This window comes from Streptomyces sp. NPDC096193 (assembly GCF_040302905.1).
Taxonomy (GTDB): Bacteria; Actinomycetota; Actinomycetes; order Streptomycetales; family Streptomycetaceae; genus Streptomyces.
Window position 1 is genome coordinate 106,031 of the sequence record NZ_JBEOSJ010000022.1, and the last position, 21,103, is coordinate 127,133.

Here is a 21,103-nt window from a genome sequence, read left to right on the forward strand (position 1 = left end):
TGCTGTCTGTCAATGCGATGGGAGTGGCCAGTGACATTCGGTGAGCAGCCCGCGTATCTCCGCGTTGCGGGCGATCTCCGCCAGAAGATCGTCAGCGGCTCGCTGCCGCCGCACACCCGGCTCCCCTCGCAGGCCCGCATCCGCGAGGAGTACGGGGTATCCGACACGGTCGCCCTGGAGGCGCGCAAGGTCCTGATGGCGGAGGGTCTGGTCGAAGGCCGCTCCGGCTCCGGGACGTACGTCCGCGAGCGGCCCGTGCCGCGACGCATCTCCCGCTCGGGGTACCGCCCGCCCGTGGGTGCGAACCCCTTCCGTCAGGAACAGGCGGCCGACGGCACCCGCGGCACCTGGGAGTCCAGCAGCGAACAGGAGGGCGCGAGCGCGGAGATCGCCGAGCGGCTCGGCATCGAGCCGGGCGCCCGGGTGATGCGGACCCGCTATGTGTTCCGCGACGCCGGTGAGGTCACCATGCTCTCCACCTCCTGGGAACCGCTCGAAGTCACCGGGCGCACCCCCGTGATGCTGCCGGAGGAGGGACCGCTGGGCGGCTGCGGTGTCGTGGAGCGGATGGCGGCCATCGACATCGTCGTGGACAACGTGGCGGAGCAGGTCGGCGCGCGCCCGGGGCTGGCGGAGGAGCTCCTGGCGCTCGGCGGTGTGCCCGGCCATGTGGTGATGGTCGTCGAGCGGACGTACTACGCCTCGGGGCGCGCGGTCGAGACGGCCGATGTGGTCGTCCCCGCGGACCGCTTCCGGATCGCCTACCACCTGCCGGTGAAGTGACCGCTACCCGAACAGGCCGTCCGGGACCCGTGATCACGAGTTAACGCCGCCCGCCGGGCCGTAACCACCGGGCAATCGCCCACTGCTCCGCCCTGTCATGTCCGGCTCCTACCTTCCCGTCCGTGCACCGCATGTACCCGCACACGGACCGACGGACGGGAAGCCATCGATGACGGACACCGCCACATCTGTCACCAGGACGCCGGACGAAGGGGGTGGACCGGCGGCCGAAGCGGGAGGAGCGGGAGGAGCGGTCGCCGAGGGACCGGGCCCTCGGCGCAGCTACGCGAGACTGGCCGCCGACGAGAGCCGTGAGGACTACTCGCTGCGCTATGCGCCGCACTCCTTCCGGCGCTGGTCGCCCTCGATGGTCGCCGGCACCGCGCTCGGCGGCATCGCGTATCTGGCCGACTTCGCCATTGGTGCGTCGATCGTCTTCACCTACGGCTTCACGAGCGGACTCGCCTCCATCCTCACCGCCGCGGCGATCATCTTCCTCACCGGGATCCCGATCGCCCGGGCATGCGCGACGTACAGCCTGGACATGGACCTCGTCACGCGCGGCGCCGGGTTCGGCTACTTCGGCTCGACGCTCACGTCCCTCATCTACGCGTCCTTCACCTTCATCTTCTTCGCGCTCGAAGGCTCGATCATGGCCCAGGCCATGCACCAGGCCGTCGGGCTGCCGGTCGAGATCGGCTATCTCGTCACCACGCTGATCGTCATCCCGATCGTCTTCCGGGGCATGGGCGCACTGGCGAAGGTCCAGGCGTGGACCCAGCCGGTCTGGATCATCGGCATGGTGCTGCCCTTCGTGGTGCTGGCCTTCGAAGCCCCGGACGCCTGGGGGGCGTTCGGCTCCTTCGGTGGTACGGAGGGGGCCGGGTCGGGCTTCTCCTGGATCGGTTTCGGCCTGGGCACCGGAGTGGCGCTGTCACTGATCGCCCAGATCGGCGAACAGGCCGACTATCTCCGGTTCATGCCCGCCAAGACCGAGCAGAACAGGCGGCGTTGGAATCTGGCCGTTCTCGCGGCCGGTCCGGGCTGGGTGATCATCGGGGCCGCCAAGCAGATCGGCGGCGCGTTCCTCGCCTTCGTCGCGCTGGAGGCCGTCGACAAGACACACGCCCTGGAGCCGATCGCCCCGCAACTGGAGGCGCTGAAGCCCTGGCTGGGTTCGGTGGCGCTGCCCGCGGCCGCGCTCTTCGTGATCGTCTCGCAGATCAAGATCAATGTGACCAACGCCTACAGCGGCTCACTGTCCTGGTCGAACTTCTTCTCCCGGATCACCCACCGCCACCCGGGCCGGGTCTGGTACATCTTCCTCAATCTCGCCATCGCGCTGACGCTGATGGAGATGAACATGTTCGCCGCCCTGGGCAAGCTGCTCGGCTTCTACTCGAACGTGGGCATCGCCTGGATCGCGGCCGTGGCCGCCGACCTGGTCATCAACAAGCGGATCGGACTCAGCCCGCCGTACATCGAGTTCAAGCGGGCCTATCTGCACGCCGTCAACCCGGCCGGCTTCGGCGCCATGGTCATCGCGTCGACCGTCTCGATCCTCGCGTTCTTCGGACTCTTCGGCCGGTACGCCGAGGCCTTCTCCACCTTCATCGCCGCCGGACTCGCGCTTGTGCTGTGCCCGTTGATCGCCTGGGCGACGAAGGGCCGGTACTACCTCGCCCGCCCGAACCCGGTGAACGGCCCCGGCGTGGAGGTCGAGGACATCACCGCGACCCACACCTGCGGGGTGTGCGAGACGGCGTACGAACTCCCGGACATCGCCGACTGCCCGGTGCGGTCCGGCCCGATCTGCTCGCTGTGCTGCTCCCTGGACGCCGAGTGCGGTGACGTCTGCCGCAAGGACCCGGCGTCCGGGCCGGTCCTGATGCCGGTGCCGACGGTCCGGCGAGCCCTTGCGGTGGTGCCGTTCGGTCCGACCGCGGGGGCGTAGGACCTGCCGGAAACCAGCCGGAAGGGGGCGCATCCACGCCGGATGCGCCCCTCTTTCTTATCTCTTTGTGTAAACACGTATCCGCTGAGTAAAGGTCAGGCGTACGCTCGGGCATATGCGTAGTGCGGTTTCCTGGCGATCGTTACGGACTCACCGACCCACCGAGGGAGGGGCGCGATGAACGACGGCGGCCCTGTGCTCCCGTGGCTGGTCATACGACAGGACGACAACGGCAACCGCTATCGCGTCGGCCGTTACGCCACGCAGGACGAGGCCCAGCACATCGCCGACACGCTCGACGGCAAGGGTCACAAGCGGCTCTACTGGGTCGAGCGTATCGGTCAGACCACGCGCTGACCGGCCGATCGCGCAGCGCAGTACGCTCCGGCGCATGACTGATCGTGTCGTGGTGGCCGGAGCTCTGTACGACGGGGGGCGTCTGCTGGCCGCCCGCCGCAGCGCCCCCGTCGAACTCGCCGGCCGCTGGGAACTGCCCGGCGGCAAGCTCGAACCGGGTGAGCTGCCCGAGGAGGCGCTGGTCCGCGAGCTGCGCGAGGAGCTCGGCGTCGAGACGGAGCCGCTGGAGCGCATCCCGGGGGAGTGGCCTCTGAAGCCGGGATACGTCCTGCACGTCTGGACGGCCCGGCTGGTCTCCGGAGAACCCCGGCCGCTGGAGGACCACGACGCGTTGCGCTGGCTGGGCCCGGACGAGACCGACACCGTCGATTGGCTCGACCAGGACCGGCCGGCGGTGGAGGAGGCGGCCCGGCTGCTGCGCGAGAGCGGCGGCCGCGTCGGTCGCCGGTCGTGACGGGGACATCGATGGCCGAGCGGGGCGTGGCGGTGACGCCGGTGCCGGCGGCCGCACCCGGTGAGGGGTGGCAACGCCGGCGTCGGCGTCGGTGGTCGCGGGGGTGACGCCGGCATCGGCGGTCGAACCCGACGAGGTGGCGGCGCGGGCATCTCCGGAGGCGGCGCACGGGAGTGATCCGTACGCCGTTCGTGCCACGGTGCACCCATTGCTGCCCCGCGTGGGATATCTCGGTTCGAATATCGGGTATGTGCTGATTAACCCCCCGAAATAGGGCGCCTGCTGCTGGTCTGGGAAGTGAGCGGCGTGATCGACACCGACGGCGACTGTGCCGAGTGGACTTTCCCTGCCGAGCCCAACGCCGTCCGCACTGCCCGTCATGCCGTCAGGGACACCCTGCGGGCCTGGGGCCTGAACCACGCCGTCGAGGACGTGACGGTGCTGCTGGTCAGTGAGCTGGTGACGAACTCCCTGCGGTACGCATCCGGTCCGATCGGGGTCCGGCTCGTCCGGCACGAGCCGGACGACAGTCCTCCTTCGCTGCTGGTGGAGGTCTCCGACCCCGTTCCCGATCCGCCCACCGAGCGGTCCGCGACCAACGACGACGAGGGTGGACGCGGGCTCCACCTGGTGGCGGTCAGCGCCCGGCGCTGGGGCACCCGGCGTGGCAGAACCGGTAAGACCGTGTGGTTCGAGCTGCCTCTCGCTGGTTAAAAGTCCGAAGGGACGACGATCACGGACGCCCTCGGCTCAAAATGAACGAGACCGGGCTGTGATCGTGAACGCCGTGTGCGTCAGGGCCGTAGTGCTGAATACTGCGGTCATGGCCGGTCCGGTGCGGTGAGCTGGAGGGGACGGTCGCGTGAGCGAAATACCTGAGACGACGAGCGATGTCGTATGGCAGAGCAGTCCGCCTGGCTCGATCTATGACTACATCAAGGTCGCTTCCTTCTCGATCGGCCCCGACGGCCTGGTCGACCAGTGGAGCCGGCGTGCGGTGGACCTCTTCGGCATGACATCGGCCGAGGTCAGGGGCAAGGACCCGGTCGAGGTCTTCATGCCCACCGAGTTGCGTCCGCGCGGCCACCGGCAGGTGGCGGAGATCCTGGACGGCAAGGAGTGGACGGGGCTTGTCCCGTTCCGTATGCCGGGGGAGGGCGGCGCGCACGGCGTCGCCGAGGTCTATGTGATGCCGAGTGAGACGGAGAGTGGCGAGAGGGCCGCGCTCTGCATCGTCGTCGATGTCCGCGCACTGCGCGGGATCGAGACCGATCTGGCCGCATCGCAGGCGATTTTCGGCCAATCTCCTTTCGGGTTCCTCCTCTTCGGCACCGATCTCAAGGTGCAGCGCACCAACGAGCGGTTCGCCAAGGTCTTCGGCGGCACCGCCGACGAGCACCGCGGACGGACCGTCCACGACTATCTGTCCCGCCCCGAGGCGGAACGGATGAACGCCTCGCTGCGCCGGGTCCTGGAGACCGGCGAGGCCGCGATCGACCTCCAGATCGTCGGAGCGGCACCGAACAGCACCGACCGGCGGCACTGGTCGATCAACCTCTACCGGGTGCACAGCGGATCCGGGCGGCCCATCGGAGTGGCCGGGATCGGTACCGATGTGACGCGCCGCCACGTCGCCGCCCGCGAGGCCGCCAGCGCCCGCCGCAACCTCGCCCTGCTGAACGAGGCCGGCGCCCGCATCGGCAACTCCCTGGACCTGGAGACCACCGCGCGCGAACTCCTCGACGTGGCCGTGCCCGGCTTCTGCGACCTCGCGTCCGTGGACCTCTACCAAGGGCTGCTCACCGGTGACGAGGCACCGCCCGGGCGCTGGGACGCACCCCACCCGGAGAGCTACGGCGGAGGCAGCGCCGAGCTGCGCCGTGTCGCCTTCGCCAGCGCCGTCTCCGATGCCCCCCTGATCACCACGCCAGGGTGCAGTAAGCAGGACGGAACCCCCACCGCGGTCGGGGAAGTGCATCGCTACTCCTTCAACTCGCCCTGCTCTGCCGCGCTGCGCAGTGCCCGGGTGCAGGCGATACCGGGCGAGGAGGGCACGCTCGTCCAGTCCACACTGGCCGTGCCGATGGTCGCGCACGACACCGTCGTCGGCCTGGTGCAGTTCTCCCGGACCAAGGGGAGCGAACCCTTCGGCGAGCGGGACCAGGCACTCGCCGTCGAACTCGCCGCCCGTGCCGCGGTCTGTATGGACAACGCCCGCCTCTACCGCAGGGAGCACGAGCGGGCCCTCATCCTCCAGCGCAGCCTGCTGCCGCCCGGCGACCCGGAGGCCGCCGGTCTCGACATCGCCTGTCGCTATCTCCCCGGGAACACCGCCACCGAGGTGGGCGGCGACTGGTTCGACGTCATCGAACTCCCCGGCCACCGCACAGCCCTGGTCGTCGGCGATGTGATGGGCCGCGGGCTGCGCGCCGCGGTCGCCATGGGTGAACTGCGCACCGCGGTGCGCACCTTGGCGCTGCTGGACCTGGAACCGGCCGAGGTGCTCTCGGCGCTCGACGAGATCGCCCGCGGTCTCGGCAGCCCCAGCGGGACCCAGCAGGCCTCGCGCGTCGCCCACAAGTCCCGCGAGGCGGACCTCTCCGAGGTCTATCTCGCCACCTGTGTCTACGCGGTCTACGACCCGGTGACCCGGCGCTGCACCTTCGCCAACGCCGGCCATCTGCCTCCCGTCCTGGTCGAACCGGGCGAGGAGGCGCTGCTCCTCGACGTCCCGCCGGGAATGCCGCTCGGCGTCGGCGGAGAGCCCTTCGAGGAGGTCGAGGTCGAACTCCCCGAGGGCGCGCTCCTCGCGCTCTACACCGACGGGCTCGTCGAGTCGCGGGACCACCCCCTCGACGAAGGCCTGCGGGCCTTCCGCTCGGCACTCACCGAACCGGCCTGCCCGGGAGCGGGCCCGCACAGCTCACCGGCGCTGCGTCCGGACGCGCCTCCCGCGATCGGCTCGGTCCGCTCGCTCGAGGACGTCTGCGACCACGTGCTGACGACCCTCGACACCCGCCACGGCGAGGACGACATCGCGCTTCTGATGGCCCGGATACAGGGTCTGCCGCTGGAGGCGGTGGGGGACTGGCGGCTGCCGCGGGAGCCCCGATCCGTGGGCAGGGCCCGCGAGCTGGCCCGGGGCCAGCTCGTCTCCTGGGACCTCGAAGCACTCGTGGACACGGTCGAACTGCTGGTGAGCGAACTGGTCACCAACGCCCTGCGGTACGGCGAGGGCGAGATCCGTCTGCGGTTGCTGCGGGACCGCACCCTCGTCTGCGAGGTCTGGGACGCGGGCCTCGTCCAGCCGCGTCGCCGGCGGGCACGCGACACCGACGAAGGAGGCCGCGGGCTCCAGCTGGTCGGGCTGCTGAGCGCGGCCTGGGGGTCGCGCCGGACCCCGCGCGGCAAGACGGTCTGGTTCGAACTCCCGCTGCCCGACGGGGACTCCACCGCGGAGCCGACCGTGGAGCAGCTGCTCAGCATGTTCTGACAGCGGTACGGGGATGCGCGCCCCGACACGAAAGCCGGCCCGGACAGGAGTGCGGGAACGCGTGCCCCGGCCAGGGGCGCGGGTGCGGGAACGCGTGCTCCCGGCAGGGGCTCGCGTCGCGCGCTCAGGACGCGGCTTTCAGCGCAGCCAGCCGTGCCTCGACCTCCGCCGTGTCTCCCAGGCTGTCCAGCTGCTCGAACTGTGCGTCCAGGGAGGACGCCGCCAGCTCCTGCTTCCCCATGGCCCTCGCCTCCTCCCGGCGGACCTTGTCCTCGAAGCGGGACAGATCGCTCGTCGGGTCGAGGACATTGATGTTCTTCACCGCGTCGAGCATCTGGTTCTGCGCCTGCGCGGACTTCGCCCGGGCCACGAGTTCGTCGCGCTTGGCCTTCAACTCGGTGAGCTTGGTCCTCATCTGTTCCAGCCCGCTCTTGAGCTTGTCCACGATCTCCGTCTGGGAGGCGATGGTCGGCTCGGCGGTCTTCGCCTCCTTCTCGGACTGGAGCTGTCGCTGAAGGGCCACCTTGGCGAGGTTGTCGAAGGTGTCCGCCTCCGCGCTCCGGCCGGCCGTCCTCAGCTCGTCGGCCTTCCGGCTCGCTGCCAGCGCCTTGGCGCCCCACTCCTTCGCCGCGGCGACGTCCTCCCGGTGGTCCTCCTCCATCAGCCGCAGATTGCCGATGGTGCCCGCCACCGCCTGCTCCGCCTCATCGATGTTGTTCGTGTAGTCCCTGATCAGCTGGTCGAGCATTTTCTGCGGGTCCTCGGCCTGGTCGAGGAGGGCATTGATGTTGGCCTTCGCCAGCTGGGTGACCCGGCCGAGAATCGTCTGCTTCGTCATCGCACGTCTCCTTGTATGGGCTGATGTCGGGGGTGCGCGTGCCGCACGCACCGGAAACCACGTCAGAACCGGCCACCACCCCTGCGCCCGCGCGTGCCCCCGCCGCCGAAACTGCCGGGCCCGCCGCCGGAGCCGCCGCCCCCGAAACCGCCGCCGAATCCGCCTCCGAGGCCTCCGCCTCCATAACCCCCGCCGTACCCGCCACCCCTTCCCCCGCCGAACAGTCCGCCGAGGATGATCCCGCCGAGCACCGCGCCCCCGAGCCCACCCCCCGCACTTCCCGCTCCTTGCACACCGCCCGGCCCGAACGGGTTCCCGAATCCGCGCACGTCCTCCTCGGCCAGGCTCTGCGCCTGCCGTGCCAACGCGTCCGCCTGCTGCGCCTCGGCCAGCGCGCTCTGTACGTCGCCCGCCGCGGCCAGCTCCTCCGAGCGGGCCAGCCGGCGCTGCGCCTCCGCCAGCCGGGTCCTCGCCTCGCTGCCCACCGCGCCGCGGTGCGTGGTGATGTAGTCGGCGGCCGCGCCGACGGACGAGCGGGCACCGAGCGCCGCCCGGTCGAGCAGCGCGCCCGCCCGGCGTACGCCCTGCTCGTTCTCCCGGGCACCCGCGAGGGCCTCGTCGAGTGCCGCGTCCGCCTCCTCGATCCGGCGCAGGGCGTCGATCGGGTCGTAGGGACCGCTCTCCGTCTCCCGTCGCACCTCGCCGGCCACCGTCTCGGCGCGGGCGACGCTGCCCTGGAGGCCGGCCGTCGACACCCCGGCCGTCGACCCCTTCAGCAGTCCCCGCGCCTCCGCCAGGTCCGCGTCCGTCTCCGTCAGCGCGCCCGGCAGCTTGCCCGCCGCCTCCGCGAGCTCCTGCGCCCGCCGGTCCACGGCCTCGATCAATTGGCGCGCCTGCGCCAGAGCGCCCTCCGACGCCCGTATGTGCACCGCCGCTTTGGCGTGGTCGGAGGCGCCGACTGCCTGGCCCGCCTCGTCGAGCCCCGCCCCGGCGAAACGCAGCCGGTCCCTGGCCTGTTCGACGCTGTTCGCGACAGGGGCGGCGGCGGAGGGGGCGTACCGCTCGCGCATCGTCGCGAGCGAGGCCTCGGTCGTGACCAGGCGGCCTTCGAGATCGTCGAACGCCGTCCGCCCGGTGGCGAGGGCCTGGGGTGCGTTCTGCTCCAGAGCACGCAGCCGGTCGAAGTCCTCCGACTCGGCGTCCAGGCGCCGGTCGGCCTCCGTGCACCGGGAGACGATCTCGTCCAGCATCCGCCGACGGGTGGCGTCGTCCTCCGGATGGGCGTCGTCGAGCTGCTGGCGGAGCCTGAACGCGGCCGTCAGCTCGCTCCGCGCGTGCTCGACCGCGTCCCGGAACGGCTTCGCCGCCTCGTCTCCGAACTGCGCGGTGGCGAAGCCGAGTTCCTCCTCGCTGGTGCGCAGCGCGTCGTCCGTGTCCACCAGCGCCCTGTTGGACCGGGCGTCCAGCGCGGGCAGCGGCACCGGCGACTGCGCCCCGTCACCCCAGCCCGCCCGGCCGCCCTGGGGGGTGGTGCGGGTGGCGGTGCGCCTGCGGCGCCTGACGAGCGCGTACGCCCCGAGCGCGGCCGCGCCGCCGACCAGTACGACCGGCAGGACCAGGTCGCCGGTGCCCGTCGTGTCGGATCCGCCGGGGTCGGGATCGCCCGGCGTCAGGGCCGGCGTGGGCACCGGCCGCCCGTTCAGGACCGCGCCGTATCCGTCCGCCGCACCGATCGCCGCGCCCGCCCAGTCGTTCTCCCGCAGGGCGGGCTCGACCGCGGTGCGCGCCACGTCGGCGAGCTGGGCGTCCGTCAGCGGGGAGGCGGCGTCGACGAAGTACGCGTACTGCCGGTCGTGCGTGGCGACGGCGAGCAGGATGTCGTTCTGGCCGAGGCCGTTCTTCTGCGCCGTGGCCTCGGCCCAGTCCTGCGCGGAGCGGCTGGAGAAGTCTCGTACGTACACGACGAAGAGCTGCTGCCGTGTGGTGTCGTAGAGCCGGTCGAGAGCCTGGACGACGGCCTGCTCGCGGTCGCCGAGCGCGTCCACCCGGTCGGTTATCTGGCCGTCGCGGGACAGGCTGACGGGATCGTCGGCCAGGGCGTCGCGGGCGGCAGGCACGGCCAGCCACCACGTCGCCACCAGCACCGCCAGGAGCACTCGGGTGGCTATTCGCGTCACATGGGGAGGTTATGTCCGGCTCTGTTCGGGCGCGACCGGGCCGCTACACACCGTGCGTGACGGTCACTGTCGGTGTTCGCGTCTACGGTTGAGGCCGCAGGGCAGTGCCCGCTGCCGACCCGGCCACCCGGCCCGGGGCAGGAACGGCCCCGGCGCCACCGGACCGCTCACCCGCGCCACGCCTCGCGCACCGGCCGTCCCCCGCACCTGCGCGCCGTGCGGCCCTCGGCGACCTCTCCGCCTGCCGGGCCCGCGGGTGTCCACGCGTGCGGACACCCGCAGCACCCGTCAGTCCTTCCGGCGGCCGATCTTGTTGCCCAGCCACACCAGCGGGTCGTACTTCCGGTCGACCGCCCGCTCCTTCAGAGGGATCAGGGCGTTGTCCGTGATCTTGATGCCCTCCGGGCACACCTCCGTACAGCACTTGGTGATGTTGCAGTAGCCGAGCCCGTGCTCGTCCTGGGCCGCCTTCTTGCGGTCCAGGCCCGCCTCGGACGCCGAGTCGAGGGGGTGCATGTCGAGCTCCGCCACCCGCATCAGGAAGCGCGGACCGGCGAACGCCGTCTTGTTCTCCTCGTGGTCGCGCACCACATGGCAGGTGTCCTGGCACAGGAAGCACTCGATGCACTTGCGGAACTCCTGCGAGCGGTCCACATCGACCTGCTGCATGCGGTACTCACCGGCGGCGACCCCCGGCGGCGGGACGAAGGACGGCACCTCCCGCGCCTTCGCGTAGTTGAAGTTCACGTCCGTCACGAGGTCGCGCACCACGGGGAACGCCCGCAGCGGGGTCACCGTGATCGTCTCCTCGCGCGTGAAGACGGACATCCGCGTCATGCACAGCAGCCGCGGCCGGCCATTGATCTCCGCGCTGCACGAACCGCACTTGCCCGCCTTGCAGTTCCAGCGGACCGCGAGGTCGGACGCCTGGGTGGCCTGGAGGCGGTGAATGATGTCGAGCACGACCTCGCCGTCGTTGACCTCGACGGAGAAGTCCTCCAGCCCGCCCCCGTTCTTGTCGCCGCGCCACACCCTGAAGCCGGCTTGGTACGAACTCACTCGTAGAGCTCCTCTTCGGCGAGGTACTTGACCAGCTCCTCCTTGTCGAACAGAGCGAGCAGGTCCGGACGGATGGGATCGGTCGTCCTGCGTTCGAGCGCGATCTGGCCGCGTACCGGATCGGTCGCCGCCAGTCCGCCGGTGGGGTCGACCAGCCGGCACATCAGATTGACCGGCCGCCAGTCGCGTTCCATCGCGGGGCAGTCCTCACGGGTGTGGCCGCCGCGGCTCTCGGTGCGTTCCAGCGCCGCCCGGGCGATGCACTCGCTGACCAGCAGCATGTTCCGCAGATCCAGCGCGAGGTGCCAGCCCGGGTTGAACTGCCGGTGGCCCTCGACACCCGCCCGTCGCGCGCGGACCCGGAGGTCGGCCAGCTTCTCCAGGGCCTGTTCCATCTCACCCGCACGCCGGATGATCCCGACGAGATCGTTCATCGTCTGCTGGAGCTCCTGATGGAGGGTGTACGGATTCTCCGGCTGCGCGCCCGCCTCAGGGCCCTCCGCGCTGAAGGGGCGCAGGGCCTCCGCCGCGGCCGCGTCGATCTGTGCCTCGTCGACCGCGGGCCGCACCGCGAGTGACGCCGCGTGCTCGGCCGCGTACAGCCCCGCGCGACGACCGAAGACCAGCAGGTCGGAGAGCGAGTTGCCGCCGAGCCTGTTGGAGCCGTGCATACCGCCGGCGACCTCGCCGGCCGCGAACAGACCGGGCACCCCCACCGCGGACGCGCTGTCGGACTCGACGGCGATGCCGCCCATCACGTAGTGACAGGTCGGGCCGACCTCCATGGCCTCGGCCGTGATGTCGACGTCCGCCAGTTCCTTGAACTGGTGGTACATCGACGGCAGCCGGCGCCGGATCACCTCGGCGGGCATCCGCGTCGAGACGTCCAGGAACACCCCGCCGTGCGGGGAGCCGCGTCCCGCCTTCACCTCGGCGTTGATGGCACGGGCCACCTCGTCGCGGGGCAGCAGCTCCGGAGGACGCCGGTTGTTGTCCGGGTCCTCGTACCAGCGGTCGCCCTCCTCCTCCGACTGCGCGTACTTCTCCTTGAAGACGTCGGGGATGTACTCGAACATGAACCGCTTGCCCTCGGAGTTGCGCAGCACCCCGCCGTCGCCACGCACCGACTCGGTGACGAGGATCCCCTTCACCGACGGCGGCCAGACCATGCCGGTCGGGTGGAACTGCACGAACTCCATGTTGAGCAGCGGCGCCCCCGCGAGCAGCGCCAGCGCGTGGCCGTCGCCGGTGTACTCCCAGGAGTTCGACGTCACCTTGAAGGACTTGCCGATGCCGCCGGTGGACAGGACGACCGCGGGTGCTTCGAGGACGAAGAACCGGCCGGACTCGCGTTCGTAGCAGAAGGTGCCGGAAACCCGGTCCCCGTCCTTGAGGACCCGGGTGACGGTGCACTCCTGGAAGACCTTCAGCCGGGACTCGTAGTCCCCGGTCTCCTTGAAGTCCTCCTGCTGGAGCGAGACGATCTTCTGCTGGAGGGTGCGGATCAGCTCCAGGCCGGTCCGGTCACCGACGTGGGCGAGCCGGGGGTACTCGTGCCCGCCGAAGTTGCGCTGCGAGATCTTTCCGTCGGGGGTGCGGTCGAACAGCGCGCCCCAGGTCTCCAGCTCCCAGACGCGGTCCGGCGCCTCGCGTGCGTGCAGTTCCGCCATCCGCCACTGGTTGAGGAACTTGCCGCCGCGCATGGTGTCGCGGAAGTGGACCTCCCAGTTGTCCCCGGAGTTCACGTTGCCCATGGAGGCGGCGATGCCGCCCTCCGCCATCACCGTGTGGGCCTTGCCGAACAGGGACTTGCAGATGACCGCCGTACGGGCGCCCTTCTCGCGGGCCTCGATGGCGGCGCGCAGGCCCGCGCCGCCCGCGCCCACCACCACGACGTCCCACTGCTGGCGTTCGAGCTCTGTCATGTCAGGCGCCTTCCCTTGTCAAAACAGCCTCGGATCGTCGAAGGCACCGGACGCGACGAGATAGACGTAGAAGTCCGCGAGCGCGACGCTGATGAGGGACGCCCATGCGAGCACCATGTGCCGCTCGTTCAGCCTGCCGACCCAGCCCCACAGCCGATAGCGGACCGGGTGCTTGGAGAAGTGCTTGAGCCGCCCGCCGATGATGTGCCGGCAGGAGTGGCAGGAGAGCGTGTACGCCCAGATCAGCACGATGTTGACCAGGAAGACGATCGTGCCGAGGCCCATGTGGCCCCACTCGTAGTTCTCGTCACGGAACGCGAGCACGGTGTCGTACGTGAGGATTCCGGCGACCGGCAGCGCGGCGTAGAAGAAGTACCGGTGGATGTTCTGCAGGATCAGCGGGAAGCGGGTCTCGCCCGTGTACTTCTTGTGCGGCTCGGCCACCGCGCAGGCCGGGGGGGAGGCCCAGAAACCCCGGTAGTACGCCTTGCGGTAGTAGTAACAGGTCAGCCGGAAGCCCAGCGGGAAGATCAGGATGAGGAGGGCGGGGGACAGGCCCCACCAGCTGCCGAAGATCTCCCAGTTGGGGCCGGACCGCATCGGCTCGCAGTTCTCGGCGAGGCAGGGCGAGTAGAACGGCGAGACATACGGTGCCGCGTAGTAGTCGGCGTTGGAGAAGGCCCGCCAGGTCGAGTACACGATGAAGGCGAGCAGCCCGCCGGCGGTCAGGGCAGGCGCGAGCCACCATCGGTCCGTCCGCAGATGGCGGGGGCCGATGGCGGCTCGCGTCGCGCCGTGCACGCCTGTATTGATTTGTGGTGGTTCGGTGCCAGTGGCCAACGAGGTCTCCTAGGGAGCGTGCCGGTCTCGGACGCCCAGTCCCTCGTCGTCCGAGTCCGTCCACAGCGCGTTGTTGTACGGGACGTCGGGGATGGTGACCAGCTCAGGGCGGTCCGGTGACTTCCGCGCGGCTTGCGCGGCCGGTCCGGCGCCACGCAGCTGATCAACGGTTCGCTCCAGCTCCCCGACCCGCTGGACCAGCTCGTCGAGGCGGTGCCGAATCGCTGTCAGTTCTTCCTGCTCGGACATGACTTGCCCTCACTTCCGCAGGGGGCGGTGGCGTCGCTCATGCGCCTGCGAGTGTTGCGCGTCACGTCCCCGCTTGTGAAGGGACGTGCAGGGATTGCCGGTGCATGCGCTGGGAGCGCGCCCCTCCTGAGTTGGATCTCACTCCCCCCATTTTCCCCCTTTTTGTCAGGTTATGGGTGCTGCTTCATTGGGCCGAGCGGGTGGCATTCCGGGGATTTGCGCCGTGCCTCCGCCCCCGGGCGCGCCCTTTCCACTTCAGTGGACCGGAATCGGTGTGATCATCTCCAAATTCCGCTAAACAGGACGAAGAGGTATAACTCATGTCCCAGGTCGACGCGCCACGCGGGAGGACCTGCTCCCGAACGCTCCGGTCCGTTGCGCTGCTCGCCAGCGGGGTTCTGGCCCTGCCGGCCCTGGCGGCCTGCAGCGCGGACGAGTCCGAGCGCACGGGGAAGGCCGCAGCCCCGGACATCGCCGCTGCCGCCCGGGACGAGGTTGCCGACGGGGGCACCCTTCGCTGGGCCATCGACGCGATGCCGACGACCCTGAACGCCTTCCAGGCGGACGCCGACGCCGCCACCACCCGTATCGCCGGGGCCGTACTGCCCTCCCTCTTCACGCTCGACAAGAGCGGCCGGCCGCAGCGCAACCCCGACTTCGTGGAGTCCGCCGAGATCGTCGACCGCGAGCCCAAGCAGGTCGTGCTCTACAAGCTCAACCAGAAGGCCGTCTGGAGCGACGGCCGGGAGATCGGCGCACCCGACTTCGTCGCCCAGTGGCGCGCGCTCAGTGGCAAGGACAGCGCGTACTGGACGGCGCGCAACGCCGGCTACGAGCGGATCGAGGAGATCCAGAAGGGCGCCAACGATCTGGAGGTCAAGGTCACCTTCACCAAGCCGTACGCCGACTGGCAGTCCCTCTTCACCCCCCTGTACCCGAAGGAGGTGACCGCCGCGCCGAACGCCTTCAACGACGGGGCGCGCGACGGTCTCAAGGTCACTGCAGGACCGTTCCGCCTGGGCCCGCTGGACCGCAAGGCCGGCACGGCCACGCTGGTGCGCAACCCGCGCTGGTGGGGCGAGCAGGCCAAGCTGGAGAACCTCGTCTTCACCGCCGTGCCGCGGGACAAGCGTGCGGACGCCCTGGCGGCGGGCCGTGTCGACATCGCCGAGATCGACCGGGGCACGGCGACCCGTATCGCCGGCGCCGCGGGCCCCGGGCACGCGAGCGGACGGCCGAGTTCCCCCGCCGGCCAGACCCCCTCCAGCGCCCCGAAGGGCGGGGCCGTGCCGCACGGCTCGGGTGACGACAAGGCACTGGCGCGCAGCCGGTCCCTCGCGGCGTACGTCGCAGCGCAGACCGCGCTGAAGGGCTACGAGCTCCGCAAGTCGCTCGAGCCCGCCTACACCCAGCTCGCGCTGAACGGCGAGTCGGGCCCGCTCGCCGACGCCCGGGTCCGCCGTGCCGTGGCCCGCGCACTCGACCGCAAGGAGCTCGCCGAGACCGTGCTGTCGCCGCTCGGGCTGCCAGCCGACCCGCCCGGCAGCCACCTCGCCCTGGCGGGCCAGAGCGCGTACACCGACAACAGCGGCGCGCTCGGCGAGCAGAACACCGAGGAGGCGCAGGCGCTGCTGGCCGAGGCCGGCTGGACGCCGGGCGGTCTGAAGAAGCCCGCTCCGGCCAAGGCCGGCAGTGAGGCCGGCACGAGCGCGTCCCCCAAGTCCTCCGGCTTCCCCTCGTCCGCACCGGGCCGCGATGCCGGGCAAGGCGACGCCGCCTCCGACGACGGGCTCTACATCGTCGGCGACGACAAGCCCGCGAGCGCCGTGCACGGACCCGCGTCGGGCGGTACGCGCATCCTCGCGCCGGCCCCCGCCGCAGCCGGCCGGGAACTGGCCCTGCCGGGCCGCCCCGGCTCGGACGACGAGGCCCGCGGTGCGGGAACCCAGGACAAGAAGGGCGAGGTCGCCGGCGCGTACGCACCGCGCGGCACGGCCGCCCCCGTCGTGGCCGGTGCGGTGGGAAAGAACGGCAAGCCGCTCTCCCTGCGCTTCGTCCTGCCGTCGGGCCCGGGCTCCGAGCCGCTGCGTGCGGTCGGCGCGAAGGTCGCGCGGATGCTGGACCGGATCGGTATCCGCACCGAGATCACCAAGGTCGCCGACTCCGGCTACTTCAAGGACCACATCGCGTCGGGCAACTACGACCTGGCGCTGTACTCCTGGCCCGCCACCGCCTACCCGGCGACCGACGCCCGGCCGATCTTCGCCAAGCCCGAGCCCGCGTCCGACGGCTCGCTGCTGGTGGAGCAGAACTACACCCGGGTCGGCACCGACTACATCAACCAGCTCTTCGACCAGGCGGCCGCCGAGCTCGACCAGGACGCCGCCCGTGACCTGGTCCGCCGGGCCGACGCCCGGATCTGGGCCGCGGCCGGGTCCATCCCGCTCTACCAGCGGCCCGAGCTGGTGGCCGCCAAACCCGCCGTCCGCAACGCCGGTGCGTTCGGCTTCGCGGCACCCCGCTACCAGGACATCGGGTTCAAGAAGGGGTAAACCTCCGAGAGCAACGTCGGGCAGTCCCGCACAACCTCAGAACTGCCTCAAGTCCCTTGCCCGCCGGCGACGCCGGCGGGCAGGATCATGACCACCCTTGACCCGGTTCTCCGCACCTCGGCGCACCCCACACCCCCAGCAGTGACTACCTCTCGATCGGCCCGGGAAGCCCCGCACCCGGCGGCCCCGTACCATGGGACGAGCCGTGGCGTGTCCGCCCGGCGGGCGGACGAGGCCATGACGGTCAGACGCCTGATCCCCGACCGAGAGAAGCGCCAGCCAGCATGCCCACGCGCCACGACATCCGTAACGTTGCCATCGTCGCCCACGTCGACCACGGCAAGACCACCCTGGTCGACGCCATGCTGAAGCAGGCCGGCGCCTTCGCCGCGCACGCCGCCGAGCACCTCGACGACCGCATGATGGACTCGAACGACCTGGAGCGTGAGAAGGGCATCACGATCCTGGCGAAGAACACCGCCGTGAAGTACCACCCCAAGGCCGGCGGCGCCCCGATCACCATCAACATCATCGACACCCCCGGTCACGCCGACTTCGGCGGCGAGGTCGAGCGCGGCCTGTCGATGGTCGACGCGGTCGTCCTGCTCGTGGACGCCTCCGAGGGCCCTCTCCCGCAGACCCGCTTCGTGCTCCGCAAGGCGCTGCAGGCCCGGATGCCCGTCATCCTCTGCATCAACAAGACGGACCGCCCGGACTCCCGGATCGCCGAGGTCGTCGACGAGACGTACGACCTGTTCCTGGACCTGGACGCGGACGAGGACCAGATCGAGTTCCCGATCGTCTACGCCTGCGCCCGTGACGGCGTCGCTTCGCTGACCAAGCCGGAGGACGGCACCGTCCCCACGGACAGCGACAGCCTCGAGCCCTTCTTCACCACCATCCTCGAGCACGTCCCGGCCCCCGAGTACGACGAGGCCGCGCCGCTCCAGGCCCACGTCACCAACCTCGACGCCGACAACTTCCTCGGCCGTATCGCGCTGCTCCGCGTCGAGCAGGGCGAGCTGCGCAAGGGCCAGACCGTGGCCTGGATCAAGCGGGACGGCACCATCGCCAACGTCCGCATCAGCGAGCTGATGATGACGGAGGCGCTCACCCGCAAGCCGGCCGAGATGGCGGGCCCCGGTGACATCTGCGCCGTCGCGGGCATCCCCGACATCATGATCGGCGAGACGCTGGCCGACCCGGAGAACCCGATCGCGCTGCCGCTGATCACGGTCGACGAGCCGGCGATCTCGATGACGGTGGGCACCAACACCTCGCCGCTCGTCGGCCGCGGCGGCACCGGCAAGGGCGCGGACGCCAAGTCCGCGGTCAAGGACCGCAAGGTCACCGCCCGCCAGGTCAAGGACCGCCTCGACCGCGAGCTCGTCGGCAACGTCTCGCTGCGCGTCCTGGACACCGAGCGCCCCGACGCCTGGGAGGTGCAGGGCCGCGGTGAGCTGGCGCTGGCCATCCTGGTCGAGCAGATGCGCCGTGAGGGCTTCGAGCTGACCATCGGCAAGCCGCAGGTCGTCACCAAGGAGGTCGACGGCAAGGTCCACGAGCCCGTCGAGCGCATGACGATCGACGTGCCCGAGGAGCACATGGGCGCGGTCACGCAGCTCATGGGCGTTCGCAAGGGCCGGATGGACAACATGTCGAACCACGGCTCCGGCTGGGTCCGCATGGAGTTCGTCGTCCCGTCCCGTGGCCTCATCGGCTTCCGTACGGAGTTCCTGACGGGCACGCGCGGCACCGGCATCGCCCACTCCATCCACGAGGGCCACGAGCCCTGGTTCGGCCCCCTGACGACCCGTAACAACGGTTCGCTGGTCGCCGACCGCTCGGGCGCCGTCACCGCGTTCGCCATGACCAACCTCCAGGAGCGCGGTGTGCTGTTCACCGAGCCCGGCACCGAGGTGTACGAGGGCATGATCGTCGGCGAGAACTCGCGCTCCGACGACATGGACGTGAACATCACCAAGGAGAAGAAGCTCACGAACATGCGGTCCTCCTCGGCCGACTCGTTCGAGGCGATCGTCCCGCCGCGCAAGCTCTCCCTGGAGCAGTCGCTGGAGTTCTGCCGCGACGACGAGTGCGTCGAGGTGACCCCGGAGGCCATTCGCATCCGCAAGGTGAAGCTGGACGGCCGCGAGCGCGCCCGTGCGGCCTCGCGCGCCAAGCACGGCTGATCGACGGGGCGCGGACGGACAGCGGTGACGCCGGCCTCCGGCGGGCCGCCCCGCAGCGCCCTGACACCGCGTCAGTGACACGGCCCGGACCCCCGCGGAATCCGCGGGGGTCCGGGCCGTTCGTCAATCCATTTTCGACAGTCCTTCAGTGCCCGAGTGTCCGCATATCGGCCGCCGCTCTCCGGAACATGTGTTAACGGTCCGTTTCGCGGGTGTCTGTCTGTGCTCGCTTTGTCCGGATTTCGGGCATCCATGGCCGGGCGATGTTGTCAAAACGAGACCCTTTAAGTGTGGTTTACGGCCCGGTCGTACTTAATAGTTGGCTCCATTGAGCTCGGGTCAATGGGTCATGCGCTGTGGGGAGCGCCGACTCACGAGCACACTCAGGGCATTGAAACGAGCGCCGTCAGGGGTGTCGGCGCACCTACCTTTGCCCTTCTCGTAGTGACAAGTGGACTCATGAGGAGGAACCCATGCGCGGTGCCAAGAGCGCCAAGTGGGTAGCGGGTGCGATAGTCGTGGCCCTGGCGGCCACCGCCTGTGGCGGCGGCGACAGCGACAGCGGCGACGACATGAACGCGGGCAAGGCCGACCCGAACGGGATTCTGGTCGCCCAGCTGGGAGAGCCGCAGAACCCGCTGCAGCCGGCGAACGCCAAGGAGAGCCAGGGCAGTCGCGTCCTGCGGACGATCTTCTCGGGCCTCGTCGACTACGAGCCGGGCACCGGCAAGCTCACGTACGTCAACGCGGAGTCGGTGACCCCGAACGCCGACTCGTCCGTGTGGACCGTCAAGCTCAAGCCGGGCTGGAAGTTCCACGACGGTTCGATCGTGACCGCCAAGTCCTACGTGGACTCCTGGAACTGGTCCGCGAACGTCAAGAACAACCAGACCAACTCCAGCTGGTTCCAGGACATCAAGGGCTACGCGGACGTCCACCCCGAGAAGGGTGAGCCGAAGACCGCGGCCATGTCCGGCCTGAAGGTCGTCGACGACAACACCTTCACCATCACGCTGTCCGGCCCCGTCTCGTACTTCGCGTACAAGCTGGGCTACGACGTGTGGGCCCCGCTGCCCGAGGGCTTCTTCAAGGACCCGAAGGGTTACGGCGAGAAGCCGATCGGCAACGGCCCCTACAAGTTCGAGTCGTGGGACCACAAGAAGCTGATCAAGGTCCGCAAGTTCGACGGCTACACCGGCCCGAACAAGGCCAAGAACGGCGGCATCGACTTCAAGAACTACACGACCGCCGAGGCCGCGTACTCCGCCCTCCGCTCCGACCAGCTCGACTGGATCGAGCAGGTTCCGGTCACCGCGCTGAAGAACTACAAGCAGGACCTCGGCGACCGTGCGATCGACCAGGAGTACTCCGCGGTCCAGTCGCTCGTCCCGGCGTTCTACACGCCGCAGTTCAAGGACATCAACCCCAAGGTCATCCAGGGCCTGTCGATGGCGATCGACCGCGAAACGATCACCAAGACGGTGCTCAACGGAACCCGTGAGCCGGCGGACTCCTTCGTCGCCCGCGGCGTGCTCGGCTACAAGGCCGGCGCCCTCGGTGACGTCACCAAGTTCGACGCGGCGAAGGCCAAGGCCCTCATCACGGAGGGTGGCGGCGTCCCGGGCAACAAGATCTCGATCCAGTTCAACGCCGACCAGCCGCACAAGGCGTGGGTCGACGCGGTCTGCAACTCGATCCGTCAGGCCACCGGCGTGGAGTGCACCGGCGACTCGAAGCCGGACTTCCAGACCGACCTGAACGCGCGTGACCAGAAGAAGGTCAAGTCCATGTACCGCGGTGGCTGGGTGCTCGACTACCCGGTCAACTCGAACTTCATGCGCGACCTGTACGGCACCACGGCCGCCGGTAACACCAGCGGTTACTCCAACAAGGAGTTCGACGAGCTGTCCGCTCAGGCCGACAAGGCCAAGACGCTCGACGAGACGGTGAAGATGTACCAGCAGGCCGAGCAGCTTCTGAAGGCCGACATGCCGGCGATTCCGCTCTGGTTCTACAAGAACAACTCGGGCCAGTCCCGCAACGTCTTCGGCAAGATCGTCTACGGGCAGGACGGCGACCCGCTGTTCTCCGACGTTCAGGTCAAGGCCAAGAAGTAAGCATCGGGAACCGCCGGCCGGTGCCGCCGCTCCTCACGGCCCGAGCCGTCCGGTTACAGGCCCGCCTTGGAGGCCACGTCCTCCAGGTCGTCCCGCCGCGCGGGACGCCAGCC

The 21,103-nt window shown here is 70.0% G+C and carries 15 protein-coding genes; 9 read left to right on the plus strand and 6 right to left on the minus strand.

What is annotated here, in order from left to right; all coding sequences use genetic code 11:
• Positions 1 to 30: 30 nt before the first annotated feature.
• The 6 genes from ABTX78_RS27360 (at position 31) to ABTX78_RS27385 (ending at position 7,041) form a co-directional block, all read left to right on the plus strand.
• Positions 31 to 783 (plus strand): GntR family transcriptional regulator, encoded by a 753-nt coding sequence (locus tag ABTX78_RS27360; RefSeq protein ID WP_352209461.1) that lies wholly within the window; start codon positions 31 to 33, stop codon positions 781 to 783.
• Positions 784 to 952: 169 nt separating this feature from the next.
• Positions 953 to 2,737 (plus strand): purine-cytosine permease family protein, encoded by a 1,785-nt coding sequence (locus ABTX78_RS27365; protein WP_352209462.1) that lies wholly within the window; start codon positions 953 to 955, stop codon positions 2,735 to 2,737.
• A 177-nt stretch (positions 2,738 to 2,914) separates the two neighbouring features.
• Positions 2,915 to 3,094 (plus strand): SPOR domain-containing protein, encoded by a 180-nt coding sequence (locus ABTX78_RS27370; RefSeq protein ID WP_352209463.1) that lies wholly within the window; start codon positions 2,915 to 2,917, stop codon positions 3,092 to 3,094.
• A gap of 34 nt (positions 3,095 to 3,128) precedes the next feature.
• Positions 3,129 to 3,548, plus strand: coding sequence for a (deoxy)nucleoside triphosphate pyrophosphohydrolase (locus ABTX78_RS27375; RefSeq protein WP_352209464.1), 420 nt, complete (start codon positions 3,129 to 3,131; stop codon positions 3,546 to 3,548).
• 297 nt (positions 3,549 to 3,845) lie between these two features.
• A complete protein-coding gene (locus tag ABTX78_RS27380; RefSeq protein ID WP_352209465.1) occupies positions 3,846 to 4,262 on the plus strand; it encodes an ATP-binding protein in 417 nt (138 codons plus the stop codon).
• Between the two features lie 148 nt (positions 4,263 to 4,410).
• On the plus strand, positions 4,411 to 7,041 hold the full coding sequence (locus ABTX78_RS27385; RefSeq protein ID WP_352209466.1) for a SpoIIE family protein phosphatase: 2,631 nt from the start codon (positions 4,411 to 4,413) through the stop codon (positions 7,039 to 7,041).
• Between the two features lie 124 nt (positions 7,042 to 7,165).
• Here ABTX78_RS27385 and ABTX78_RS27390 read toward each other — a convergent pair whose 3' ends face one another.
• From ABTX78_RS27390 to ABTX78_RS27415, 6 genes are all read right to left on the minus strand, one after another.
• A complete protein-coding gene (locus tag ABTX78_RS27390) occupies positions 7,166 to 7,879 on the minus strand; it encodes a PspA/IM30 family protein (protein ID WP_352209467.1) in 714 nt (237 codons plus the stop codon).
• Positions 7,880 to 7,941: 62 nt separating this feature from the next.
• Positions 7,942 to 10,056, minus strand: a complete 2,115-nt coding sequence (locus ABTX78_RS27395; protein ID WP_352209468.1) for a TPM domain-containing protein — start codon at positions 10,054 to 10,056, stop codon at positions 7,942 to 7,944.
• Positions 10,057 to 10,344: 288 nt separating this feature from the next.
• A complete protein-coding gene (locus ABTX78_RS27400) occupies positions 10,345 to 11,115 on the minus strand; it encodes a succinate dehydrogenase/fumarate reductase iron-sulfur subunit (protein ID WP_352209469.1) in 771 nt (256 codons plus the stop codon).
• Positions 11,112 to 13,040, minus strand: a complete 1,929-nt coding sequence (locus ABTX78_RS27405; protein WP_352209470.1) for a fumarate reductase/succinate dehydrogenase flavoprotein subunit — start codon at positions 13,038 to 13,040, stop codon at positions 11,112 to 11,114. Before ABTX78_RS27405 ends, ABTX78_RS27400 begins: the two co-directional genes overlap by 4 nt.
• 18 nt (positions 13,041 to 13,058) lie before the next feature.
• Positions 13,059 to 13,880, minus strand: a complete 822-nt coding sequence (gene sdhC, locus ABTX78_RS27410) for a succinate dehydrogenase subunit SdhC (protein ID WP_352209471.1) — start codon at positions 13,878 to 13,880, stop codon at positions 13,059 to 13,061.
• Between the two features lie 9 nt (positions 13,881 to 13,889).
• Entirely contained in the window at positions 13,890 to 14,129 is a 240-nt protein-coding gene (locus ABTX78_RS27415; protein WP_313944314.1) for an Rv0250c family protein, read from the minus strand.
• Between the two features lie 320 nt (positions 14,130 to 14,449).
• Between ABTX78_RS27415 and ABTX78_RS27420 the strand changes: the two genes are divergently transcribed.
• The 3 genes from ABTX78_RS27420 to ABTX78_RS27430 all read left to right on the plus strand — a co-directional run bounded on the left by ABTX78_RS27420 (position 14,450) and on the right by ABTX78_RS27430 (position 20,990).
• Complete coding sequence (locus tag ABTX78_RS27420; RefSeq protein ID WP_352209472.1) at positions 14,450 to 16,681, plus strand: ABC transporter family substrate-binding protein; 2,232 nt, start codon at positions 14,450 to 14,452, stop codon at positions 16,679 to 16,681.
• Between the two features lie 284 nt (positions 16,682 to 16,965).
• Positions 16,966 to 18,873 carry a translational GTPase TypA gene (typA, locus tag ABTX78_RS27425; protein WP_352209473.1) on the plus strand — a complete coding sequence of 636 codons (1,908 nt, stop codon included), beginning with the start codon at positions 16,966 to 16,968 and terminating at the stop codon, positions 18,871 to 18,873.
• A gap of 473 nt (positions 18,874 to 19,346) precedes the next feature.
• Entirely contained in the window at positions 19,347 to 20,990 is a 1,644-nt protein-coding gene (locus ABTX78_RS27430) for a peptide ABC transporter substrate-binding protein (RefSeq protein WP_352209474.1), read from the plus strand.
• Positions 20,991 to 21,103: the final 113 nt, after the last annotated feature.